The organism is Micromonospora tarensis (assembly GCF_016803395.1).
GTDB lineage: Bacteria > Actinomycetota > Actinomycetes > Mycobacteriales > Micromonosporaceae > Micromonospora > Micromonospora tarensis.
In genome coordinates, this window is sequence record NZ_JAEVHL010000241.1 from 1 (window position 1) to 10,092 (window position 10,092).

Genomic DNA, 10,092 nt, shown 5'->3' on the forward strand with positions numbered 1-10,092 from the left:
CCCCCGGGCCGGGCGAGCGACCGGCCAACCCGTACCCCGTCCGAGCGCTCCCCCGCGAAGCCGCGCCGCGTCCGATCAGCCCGCAGGTCGTGCTGCCCCCCGCCCCGGCGGCCGTGCCCGTCGGCACGAGCGCCGGGGACCCGCGGTGAGCGGGTTCCCCGGCCGGCCCGACAACCTGACGGACGGCCCGCAGCGTTCCTACCAGGTGCGACCTGACGAGCTGGAAGGTGCGGTGCGGGAGACCCTCTCGCACCAGGTCGCCCTCGCCCGTCCACTGCCCGTCGATCCGGCCGGTCACGCCATCCGCCGCGCGAACCGGATCCGGCGTCGCCGCGCCGCGGCCGGCCTCGCCCTCGCGGCGGTCAGTACCGTGCTGCTCAGTGCCGGCATGGCCCAGTTCGGTGCCGAGACCGGGCGGGACGGCTCACCGATCATGGTGATCGGCGACCCGGACCCGTCCAACCGGCCGAACCCGACAGCCAGCGCCTCCGGCCCGGACCCCTCGCCCCGGGCGTCGACCATTCCGCTGTCGAGCCAGACGCTGGTCAGCGCCGACGGACGGCGGCTGGTGCTGTCCGACGTCGGGCCGGCCGAGCGCGCCCAGCCGCTGCCCGACGGCGACGGTTGGCTGGTGGTCAGCACGCCGAGCACCGCGGGACGCACCCTCTGGGTGGTGCAGAACGACGGCCTGGTGCAGGTGCTGCTGGCCGGCGCCGGTGCGATCGTCCTCGCCCCCGACAGCCGCCAGGTCGCCTGGCGCGACGGCGGCGATCTGCTGGCGGCGGGTGTGATCGGCACCCAACTCATCGGGGCGGCACGAACCCCGGTGCCCGCCGCGGCGGAGCCCGTCCGGTTCGTCGGCGACAGCGTCCTGGTCCGACTCGACCCGTCCGAGGCCGGTCACACCCTCTGGCGACCCGGCACCGGGCAGTTGCCCGAAGCCCTCGACCAGAAGACCGTCAACGTCTACGGGCGGCTGCCCGACGGACGACTGGTCGGTCAGATCGCCACGGCCGACCCGAGCAGGACCTGCCTGGCGGTGCTCGACCCGGCACGTCGGCTGACTCCGGTACGCACCGGCTGTGGCCCGGAGCTGAGCCGGGACGGCATCGGTGGGATCTCCGCCGACGGGCGGTGGCTGCTGGTGAACGACGGGACGGGCAAGGCCGGCCGGTCCCTGCTGGTCGACCTGCAACGGCTCGGACCGGGTGCGCCCGCCGTGCCGGCCGGGCCGCCGATGACCGGGGCGGTCATCTGGAGCAACGAGACCGCCGCCGCCTACCTCGACGGCACCGGCGAGCTGGTCCGGGTCGACGTCGGACGGGTGCGGGCGGGGAAGCCGGCCAGCTCCGACCCGGTGCCCGATGTGCCCGCCGACGACCGCCCGGTCCTGGTGCAGAGCTTCTGACCCACCGAGGCCGTGGTGGCCTCCGCGAAACATTCTCGGTGTTTGCTGGGTAGCGTCGGACGGTGACCTCGCGTACCGGCTCGACCCTCCGGATCGACCTGCACACCCACTCGACGGCCAGTGACGGCACGCTGACCCCGGCCGAGCTGGTCAGCGCGGCCTCCCAGGCCGGGCTGGACGTGCTGGCGATCACCGACCACGACACCACCGCCGGCTGGGCGCCGGCGGTGCGCGCGCTGCCGTCAGGGCTACGCCTGGTACGGGGTGCGGAGCTGTCGTGCCGGTGGTCCGGCGCAGAGCCAGCGGTGCCGCTGCACCTGCTGGCGTACCTGTTCGACCCGGACCACCCGGAGCTGGTGGCCGAGCTGGCCCGGGTGCGGGCGCCCGGGAGGAGCGCGGCGAACGGATGGTCGCCCTGCTCCGCGCCGACGGCGTCGACGTGAGCTGGCCGGAGATCCTGGCCGGCGCGGGCGGTGGCACCGTGGGGCGTCCGCACATCGCACAGGCGCTCATCCGGGCCGGTCTGGTCGGCACCACCCGCGAGGCGTTCGGCCCGGACTGGCTGGGCGAGCGGTACCGGTTGCCCAAGGAGGACATCGACGTGTTTTGCGCGGTCCGGCTGGTCCGAGCGGCCGGAGGCGTGCCGGTGTTCGCCCATCCACGAGCCACCCGACGCGGCCGGGTGGTGCCGGACGAGCTGATCGCCGAGCTGGCCGCCGTCGGGCTCGCCGGGCTCGAAGCCGACCACGAGGACCACAGCCCGGCCGAACGGGAGCACGTTCGGGCGCTCGCCGCCGAACTGGGCCTCTTGGTCACCGGCTCCTCGGACTTCCACGGCACCCACAAGACCGTTCAGCTGGGCGCGTTCGGCACCGGCGTCGAGGCGTACGAACGGATTGTCGCCGCCGGGGTGACCGAGGTCGCTTCGGGGTGATCCGCGTATTTCGCCCACCCGGGCGCGGCTAGGTTGCTCACGTGGATCTGAAGCTGTTCGGCGAGGTTTTCGTGACCCTGCTGGTGATCACCGACCCGCCGGGCATGATGCCGATCTTCCTGGCGCTGACCGGCCCGTTGCCCGCCCGCGACCGCAACCGGGCGGCCTGGCAGGCCGTCGCGCTGGCGTTGGGCGTCATCGTGATCTTCGCGGTGGCGGGACAGACCCTGCTGGACTACCTGCACGTCGACCTGCCCGCGTTGCAGGCCGCCGGTGGGCTGCTGCTCGTCCTCGTCGCCCTGGAGCTGCTCACCGGTAAGACCGACGGCCCCAGCTCGGAGGCCACCTCGAACATCGCGCTGGTGCCACTGGGCACCCCGCTGCTGGCCGGCCCGGGTGCCATCGTGGCGACCATGCTCTTCGTCCAGCAGGCCGACGGCCTGGGCGACTACACCGCCATCGCCGTGGCGATCCTCGCCGTGATGGTCGCCGTCTGGATCGTCCTGCGCTTCTCCGGCGGCATCGTGAAGATTCTCCGCCCGGGCGGGATCGAGGTGCTGACCAGGATCGCCGGCCTGCTGCTGGCCGCGATCGCCGTGCAGCTCATCGCCGACGCGGTGTTCGCCTTCGTCACGCACTACGTGAACATGACCTGACCGGCCCACCCGCGCTGTCGGAGGTGGATGGCAGGATCGCAGGCGTGCGACGATCCTCATCAGCGGGACGGCCGGCCGCCGGCGGCCGGGCCCCGCGGCAGCGCGCCGGCGACGCCGAGCAGCTCGGCTTCGAGGGCATGCCGGAGCGGCTGTTCGTCTGCACCCCGAGCAAGCTCGGCGCCTACACGGACTGCCCGCGCCGCTACCGCTACTCCTACGTCGACCGGCCGGCCCCGCCCAAGGGCCCGCCGTGGGCGCACAACTCGCTCGGCGCCAGCGTGCACACCGCCCTCAAGAACTGGTATGCGTTGCCCGCCGAGCGGCGGCGTCCCGAGGCGTTGGCCACGCTGCTCAAGGGCACCTGGGTCCGCGAGGGCTACCGCGACGACGAGCAGGAGCGGGCCGCCTACCGGCGGGCGCTGGGCTGGCTGGAGGCGTACGTCGAGACGCTGGAGCCCGACTCCGACCCGCTCGGCGTGGAGCGGGTGGTGGCCGTCAAGACCGCCGTGCTGGCGTTCAACGGCCGCGCCGACCGGATCGACTCCCGGCCCGGGCCGGACGGGCCGGAGCTGGTCATCGTCGACTACAAGACCGGTCGCACCGGGCTGGACACGGACGACGCCCGAGGCTCGCAGGCGCTGGCGCTCTACGCGTACGCGGCCGAGCGGGTGTTCCGCCGGCCGTGCCGTCGGGTGGAGCTGCACCACCTGCCGACCGGCACGGTCGCCGGCCACGACCACACCGTGGAGTCGCTGGCCCGGCAACTGACCCGGGCCGAGGAGACGGCCCGCGACATCATGGCCGCCGAACGAGCGGTCGCGGGCGGCGCCGACGCGGATGAGGCCTTCCCGGTGACACCCAGCCCTCGCTGTGGTTGGTGCGACTTCCGGCGGCACTGCCCGGCGGGCGCGCAGGCGCCGGGCAAGGAGCCGTGGGCGGCGATGGACCGGCCGGCCGACGGTTGATGCGTCTGGGGGCAGGTCAGCCGGCCAGCGACAGGCCGGCGTGGCGCGCGGCCCGCTCCTTGGCGGCCTGTAGCAACGGCCCCTCCAGATAGCGACGGGGCACGGCGGTGAGCGCGAGCCGCAGCGCGCGCACGGTCAGGTCCGCCGACAGCGCGGTGGTCGGTAGGCCGAGACCGCCGTACATCCGGCGTGCCCAGGGCGGCAACAGCGCGAACGCGGTGCCGGCGATGCCCAGGTACGCCCAGCGCGGCGGGCCGAGGGTGAGCCCCAGCCGGACCGGCAGGCTGAGTTTCCACGGCAGCGGCGGGGCGGTGAGGAAGAGTGCCGTCTCGGCCGCCTCCCGGGTCATCCGCAACTGTGGCCGTACGTCGCGGTAGTACTCCGCGACCTCGGCGGCGGTGCCCGGGACCGTGGCCGGGTCCAGGCCGACCAGGGCGGCGGAGCGGCGCTGCTCGCTGTAGTAGCCGTCCACCTCGTCGTCGCTGAGCGGCAGCCCGGCCCGCCGGGCGGTGTCCAGGAACGACTCGACCTCGGTGACGTGCACCCAGCGCAACAGGTCCGGCTCGTCGACCCGGAACTCCCGGCCGGTGAGCGGGTCGGTGGCCCGCAGCCGGGCGTGCAGGCGGCGCAGCCGGGCCCCGGCCGCCTCCGCCTCGGCGGAGGTCCCGTAGACGGTGGTCGCCACGTAGGTAGCGGTGCGGACCAGCCGGCCCCAGGCATCGGTGCGGTAGTTGCTGTTCTGCGCGACCCCGGCCATGGCCAGCGGGTGCAACGCCTGCAGATAGAGCGAACGCAGGCCGGCGACGATCAGGATCGGCTCCTCGTGCACCTTCCACGTGACCGAACCTGGACCGAAAAGGCCGAGGTCATCGGAGTCCACCGCCCAAGAGTGCCACGGCCCGGCCGACCCCGCCGGTCACCGGCCGCCGCGGGTGCCGCTCAGACGTCGGCGGAGCGGCGCACCCGGCAGGCCGGGCAGAGACCCCAGAAGGTCACCTCCGCCTCGTCCACCTCGAACCCCTGGGTGACATTCGGCTCCAGGCACGGGGCGCTACCCACCGCGCAGTCGACGTCGGCGATCTCGCCACAGCCTCGGCAGACCACGTGATGGTGGTTGTCGCCCACCCGTGCCTCGTAGCGGGCGGGACCGCCGGCCGGCTCGATCCGACGGGACAGCCCGGCCCGGGACAGCGCACCAAGCACGTCGTAGACCGCCTGGGTGGAGACCGATTCCAGGCGCTCGCGTACCCGCCGGCTGATCTCGTCGACCTCCAGGTGGCCGCCCTCGGCCAGCACGTCGAGCACCGCGAGGCGTGGCCGCGTCACCCGCAGGCCCCTCGATCGCAGCAGCTCCTCCGCACCGGACACTCGCCAATGACAGCACGCCCGAACAGCATCGACAACCGTCACCTGCCTCGGGTGGCCACTGACACAGCCAGGAAGATCGGGGCGTACGGCCGGCGAGGTGAACCCGATCGGGGCGGCGCACGTGTGTCCGGTCGAGAGCCTAAGGCGATCGGCGGACCGTCGGCCGACCACCCCTGACCATGATCCACCTGGAGGGTTCGATGTTCGAGGAGATCCTGGGTCTACCGGTACACGCCCTGGTGGTCCACGCGGTCGTCGTGTTCGTGCCGCTGCTGGCGGTACTGGCCATCGCGTACGTGGGGCTGCCCCGGTGGCGGCACCGGCTGGACTGGGCCCTGGGCCTGCTCGCCCTGGCCGCGCCGGTGACCGCCTACGTCGCCGTCAAGTCGGGTGAGGCGCTCACCGACGCGCTGGTCGCCCGCGGCTTCCAGGGGCCGATCCTCGATCAGATCTTCGAGCACTCCCGGTACGGCGACATCCTGTTCCGGATCGTGGTGCCGCTCGGGATCGTGGCCATCCTGCTGCTCGTGGCGACCAGTGGGCACCCCCGGCTGCCGCGGCTGCCGGCGCTGGTCACCCCGGTGCTGGCGGTGGTCGTCGTGGCGCTGTCCATCGCCGCCCTCAGCTACGTCTACCTGACCGGCCACAGCGGCGCCACCGCCGTCTGGGGCACCACCCTCTGACCGGCCGTCCGGCGAGGGTCAGAAGATCACTCGCGAGCAGAGCAGACAGAGCAGGACCAACAGCACCACGCCGGCCGCCGCGCCGAAGCCGTAGGTGACCCGCTGCGACCGCTGCTCCGCCGCGTCCAGATCGGCCATGTCCTGCGGCGGCAGCTGCCGCGGCGGTGCCGGCTGTAGGTGTACGGGTGGACGCCAACCGGCCGGCGGCGGCACGCTCGGCGGCGGACCGGCGTAGCCGGCCGATGGTCGACCGGTGTCTGCGGTGGGTGGGCCGGCGTATCCGGCCGGAGGCGGCTTCGCCACCGCGTTGTCGTCGCCGGTGCCGGGCCGTCGCCAGTAGTCGTCGTCCGGGGTGCTGCCACCGCTGGGGGTCGTCACGTCGTCCGACGCTACCAACGCGGCTGGCGGCCTGGTCGCTTCTGGCCGGCGTGCCACCGTCGATGACCCGCCCACCTCCGTCGGCTGCGCTAGTCTTGCCGCTCGTGAGCACCGAGGACCCCGGCATGCCGGGCGCGCGCGGCGACGATGACCGCACTGTCGACCTGAGCGAGGACTTCGTGGTGCTGCCCGAGCAGACCTCGGACGACACCGACCGCGGCTGGAACGAGCGGCCTGGCGGCAACGACGACTGGCTGCTGGCCGAACGCCCTCCGCACTGGGACTGACGCCGCCCGTCCTTCGTTGGGGCTGACTCCGCCCGTCCTTCGTTGGGGCTGACGCCGCCCGTCCTTCGTTGGGGCTGACGCCGCCCGTCCCTCGTTGGGGCTGACTCCGCCCGCTCCTCGCTGGGGTTGGCTCCGAGCGCTCGCCGCGCTGGGGTTGGCTCCGAGCGCTCGCTGCGCTGGGTTGTCTCCATGCGCTCGCTGCGCTGGGGATGTCTCCTTGCGTTCGCCGCGCGGGTCGGGTCAGTCAGGCGACGCGGTAGCCCGGTCGGCTGAAATCGTGGTGTGCGGAGGCGAGGCGTCGGGACGTTCCGTCCTGAGGGCCGGGGGAGTCAGACCTGCGGAGGCTGCGGACCTCGTCGACCTATCGGGCCGTGCGGTCTGCGCCTGGCGGCGCTTCCGATGGCACGGCGGCGGGCGGGCAGCCGGCCGGGGTGTGCAGGACGGCGGCGGCCAGGCCGAGCAGCGCGGCGACCAGACCGGCCCGGAGCAGCGTGCGCCCGCCGGGCAGGGTCAGCCGGTGCAGCGGACGCAGCGCCCGCGCGGAATCTGGATCGCCCATCACCCTTGCCGCCTCCTGTCGCCGGGCGTCGCACGACACCCGTTGCCGGCAGATTAGGCAAAGCCGACCCGGCGGGCTGGGCCGGCGGCCGACGCCTGTGGATAACCGGCGGGCCTGTGGACAACGCCCACCTGCCGACGTGACCTGCTAGGGCATCGGGCTTGATCGACTCGAGTTCAAGGAAATCGGGCTGTCCGCCGCACCGGGATACGCCGACTTTCAGGAACGCGAGTGGATTACGGCGGTCCGAGTGGATCAAGGCCCGACCGGTGTGGTCGGGCTTGATCATCGATCAGGAGGCGGAGCTTGCCGCCGCTGTCTTGCTGCCGCTCGACCCGGCCGAGGACGACCCCGACGACGAGGAGCCCGACGACGAGGAGCCCGACGACGAGGAGCCCGACGACGAGGAGCCGGAGGGCGACCCCGAGGAGGACGACGACCCCGAGGAGCCGGACGACGAGGAGGAACCGGACGAAGACGAGGAGTTGTCAGTAGCGGACGACTCGGACTTCGCCGGCTTGTTGGTCGCGCCGCCGGCCGTCGTCTCGGAGCCGGACGCCCGCGAGTCGGTGCGGTAGAAGCCCGAACCCTTGAAGACGATGCCGACCGAGTTGAAGACCTTGCGCAGCCGCCCCTGACACGCCGGGCACTCGGTCAGCGGGTCGTCAGAGAAGGACTGCACCGCCTCGAGTTGCTCACCGCACGTGGTGCAGGCGTACTGGTACGTGGGCACGTTCTCCTCCGGATCTGGGCTCAGCCAGTTGGCACTCGACGTATTCGAGTGCCAATGGTGCGTCATTCGCCCCGGGTTCGTCCAGCGGACGTGTGGGGCGCGACACCATTCGCCGCACCCGGGCCGACGTCAAGCGTACGCACCCCGTCGGCCGGGGTGACGACCGCGCGCACACACCGGTCGTGTGGCTCCGCCGGTAGCGCCTCGACCAGTTCACCGTCGTGCAGCGGCACCACCGTCAGGGTCGCCTCGGGCACCCGGGCGAGTGCGCGGTCGTACGAGCCACCGCCGCGCCCGAGCCGCCGGCCGTGGCGGTCGACCGCGAGAGCCGGTACGACGACCAGGTCCGCCTGCGCCACGGCGGCCACCCCGAGACGGGCACCGGTCGGTTCTCGGATCCCCCGACCCGCGGCGATCAGGGCCGCCGGTCCGGTATACGCCGCCCAGTCCAGGTCCAGGTCGGCGAGGAGCACCGGCAGCAGCAACTCGGCGTCGGGCGGTAACGCCGCGCGCAGCACCTCCGGGAGGTCGGCGCCGCCCGGTTCGGAGCCGACCGGCACGTACGCCGTCATCCGCTGCGGGCGTAGCCGGCGTACCAGGGAGACCAGCTCGGCCTGCACGCGCCCGGCGGCGGCCGCCCTGGTGGGTCCCGGCAGCGAACGGCGGCGAGCGAGCAGCTCGGCGCGGGTGTTCCGCTTGGCCGTCCGGGTCACTTCCGCTTCATCAGAAAATTCCGGCACGCAACACTCCTGACGCAACGCCTCTCTCACGGTTGCTCTGTGTCAGCATCGCAAGCAACGGAGGCGGAACTTCCGGGGGGACGAGTGACGCTACGCGGGCGGTTGACGGCAGCCTTCCTCGTGGTGGTGCTCGGGCCGGTCCTGCTCGGCGCGCTCTTCGTCGCCTCGACTGTCGCGGCGGTCGACCGCAGCCGGTCCACCGAACGTCTCGCGGTGGCGGCGTCCACCGTGCGTACCTCGCTCGACGCGCTCTGCCAGCAGCTGCGCGCGACCGCCGACGCGGTGGCCCTCGCCGCCGAACCGGCCGTCGCCGCCGCTCAGCTGGTCGACCGAGGCCTGGCCGCCGCGGTGCTGATCACCGACGTGGCCGGTCAGGTCAGCTACCTCTCACCCGGCGCGCGCCGACCCCGTGGCGAGACTGCGCCGGCCCGGCCAGCGGCGAGACGAGCACCCCGACCAACGGTCCGGCCAGCCCGGTCGGCGCGCTGGCCGCCCAGGTCGATCTGCGGGACCGGGCCGGCACCCGGCTGGGCACGGTGACCGCAGCGCAACTGGTCGACCCGGCCTTCGTGGCCCGGCTGGCGGCGTGACCGGGGTGGCGGTCACCCTGCTGGACAGCGGGGCCAGCGCCGCGCGGGTCACCCACACGACCGAGTCCCGCGAGGTACGCGACGCGGTGCTGGCCGCCGCCGGCACCCTGCGGGGCGAGCAGGTCACCGAGACCAGGCAGGGCCGGTACGTGCGGCGGATCGGGCCGACCGCCACGGAGCCGCTGCCGCTGGTGCTCTCGGTGCCCGGTGAGCGGCCACCGGGGCTGCACGCCACCCTGGTCGGGGTGGTCGTGCTGGCCGGGGTGCTCGCCGTGCTGACCGCCTGGCGGCTGGCCCGGGCAACCACCCGGCCGCTGGTGGAGTTGGCCGGCGCGGTCGACCGGGTGGCGCAGGGCGACCTGACCGCCCGGGTGCCGGTCCGCGGCCGTGACGAGTTGGGCCGGCTGGCCGCCGCGTTCAACCGGATGACCCGGGAGACCGGGGCGTACGTCGCGGCGTTGACCAGCAACCGGGACCAGCTCCGCGGGCACCTCGCGGTGCTCGGCGACACCCTGGCCAGCACCCACGACCTGCAACGCATCCTGCGGGTGATCCTGCGCAGCGCCATCGGGGCGACCGGCGCGCGGGCCGGCGCGGTGCTGCTGGTGGAGACCGGCGGGGTGCTCGTCGCCCAGTGCACCGAGGGTCTGGACGGACGCTGGCCGGAGGGGGACCCGGGCGGGTCGCACTCGCTCCGGGTGCCGGTGGGGGTCGGCGTGGTCGGCGCCGTCGCCGCCACCGGCGAACCGCAGCGGGGCAGGGCGGAGCCGGCCGAGGCCCCGTCCGGTGAG

At 73.8% G+C, this 10,092-nt stretch carries 11 protein-coding genes and 3 pseudogenes; 8 read left to right on the plus strand and 6 right to left on the minus strand.

The window, feature by feature from the left end; all coding sequences use genetic code 11:
• Window positions 1–145 precede the first annotated feature (145 nt).
• The 4 genes and pseudogenes from JM949_RS29540 (at window position 146) to JM949_RS29555 (ending at window position 3,963) form a co-directional block, all read left to right on the plus strand.
• Window positions 146–1,408 (plus strand): hypothetical protein, encoded by a 1,263-nt coding sequence (locus JM949_RS29540; RefSeq protein WP_203151431.1) that lies wholly within the window; start codon window positions 146–148, stop codon window positions 1,406–1,408.
• A gap of 62 nt (window positions 1,409–1,470) precedes the next feature.
• Window positions 1,471–2,342: pseudogene (locus JM949_RS29545) on the plus strand (PHP domain-containing protein).
• 41 nt (window positions 2,343–2,383) lie between these two features.
• Entirely contained in the window at window positions 2,384–2,998 is a 615-nt protein-coding gene (locus JM949_RS29550) for a MarC family protein (RefSeq protein ID WP_203151432.1), read from the plus strand.
• A gap of 44 nt (window positions 2,999–3,042) precedes the next feature.
• Window positions 3,043–3,963: a RecB family exonuclease gene (locus JM949_RS29555; RefSeq protein ID WP_203151433.1), complete on the plus strand. Its 921-nt coding sequence runs from the start codon at window positions 3,043–3,045 to the stop codon at window positions 3,961–3,963.
• Between the two features lie 16 nt (window positions 3,964–3,979).
• Here JM949_RS29555 and JM949_RS29560 read toward each other — a convergent pair whose 3' ends face one another.
• Window positions 3,980–4,843, minus strand: a complete 864-nt coding sequence (locus JM949_RS29560; protein ID WP_203151434.1) for an oxygenase MpaB family protein — start codon at window positions 4,841–4,843, stop codon at window positions 3,980–3,982.
• A gap of 59 nt (window positions 4,844–4,902) precedes the next feature.
• Window positions 4,903–5,331 (minus strand): Fur family transcriptional regulator, encoded by a 429-nt coding sequence (locus JM949_RS29565; RefSeq protein WP_203151435.1) that lies wholly within the window; start codon window positions 5,329–5,331, stop codon window positions 4,903–4,905.
• Between the two features lie 200 nt (window positions 5,332–5,531).
• On the opposite strand from JM949_RS29565, the gene JM949_RS29570 reads away from it, so the two are divergent.
• Window positions 5,532–6,014, plus strand: coding sequence for a DUF2231 domain-containing protein (locus tag JM949_RS29570; RefSeq protein ID WP_203151440.1), 483 nt, complete (start codon window positions 5,532–5,534; stop codon window positions 6,012–6,014).
• 18 nt (window positions 6,015–6,032) lie between these two features.
• Here JM949_RS29570 and JM949_RS29575 read toward each other — a convergent pair whose 3' ends face one another.
• On the minus strand, window positions 6,033–6,392 hold the full coding sequence (locus JM949_RS29575) for a hypothetical protein (protein WP_203151436.1): 360 nt from the start codon (window positions 6,390–6,392) through the stop codon (window positions 6,033–6,035).
• Between the two features lie 104 nt (window positions 6,393–6,496).
• Between JM949_RS29575 and JM949_RS29580 the strand changes: the two genes are divergently transcribed.
• Window positions 6,497–6,679, plus strand: a complete 183-nt coding sequence (locus JM949_RS29580) for a hypothetical protein (RefSeq protein ID WP_203151437.1) — start codon at window positions 6,497–6,499, stop codon at window positions 6,677–6,679.
• Window positions 6,680–7,040: 361 nt separating this feature from the next.
• Here the strand turns inward: JM949_RS29580 and JM949_RS37960 are convergent, their stop codons facing one another.
• Window positions 7,041–7,238: a hypothetical protein gene (locus JM949_RS37960; protein WP_238434112.1), complete on the minus strand. Its 198-nt coding sequence runs from the start codon at window positions 7,236–7,238 to the stop codon at window positions 7,041–7,043.
• 281 nt (window positions 7,239–7,519) lie between these two features.
• Here JM949_RS37960 and JM949_RS37965 point away from each other — a divergent pair, with 281 nt between their 5' ends.
• Window positions 7,520–7,816: a hypothetical protein gene (locus JM949_RS37965; protein WP_238434118.1), complete on the plus strand. Its 297-nt coding sequence runs from the start codon at window positions 7,520–7,522 to the stop codon at window positions 7,814–7,816.
• A gap of 62 nt (window positions 7,817–7,878) precedes the next feature.
• Here JM949_RS37965 and JM949_RS37970 read toward each other — a convergent pair.
• Window positions 7,879–8,037: pseudogene (locus JM949_RS37970) on the minus strand (FmdB family zinc ribbon protein); the annotation flags it as partial.
• Entirely contained in the window at window positions 8,034–8,711 is a 678-nt protein-coding gene (locus tag JM949_RS29595; protein ID WP_203151439.1) for a 5-formyltetrahydrofolate cyclo-ligase, read from the minus strand. The gene JM949_RS29595 and the pseudogene JM949_RS37970, both read right to left, overlap by 4 nt.
• Window positions 8,712–8,795: 84 nt before the next feature.
• Here JM949_RS29595 and JM949_RS29600 point away from each other — a divergent pair.
• Window positions 8,796–10,092 (plus strand): annotated as a pseudogene (locus JM949_RS29600) (HAMP domain-containing protein); the annotation flags it as partial.

What these genes read in the sequence shown, in the direction of transcription:
- JM949_RS29570 (WP_203151440.1), top strand. Translation starts at nt 5,532, where the DNA reads ATGTTCGAGGAGATCCTGGGTCTACCGGTACACGCCCTGGTGGTCCAC.
- JM949_RS37960 (WP_238434112.1), bottom strand. Translation starts at nt 7,238, where the DNA reads ATGGGCGATCCAGATTCCGCGCGGGCGCTGCGTCCGCTGCACCGGCTG.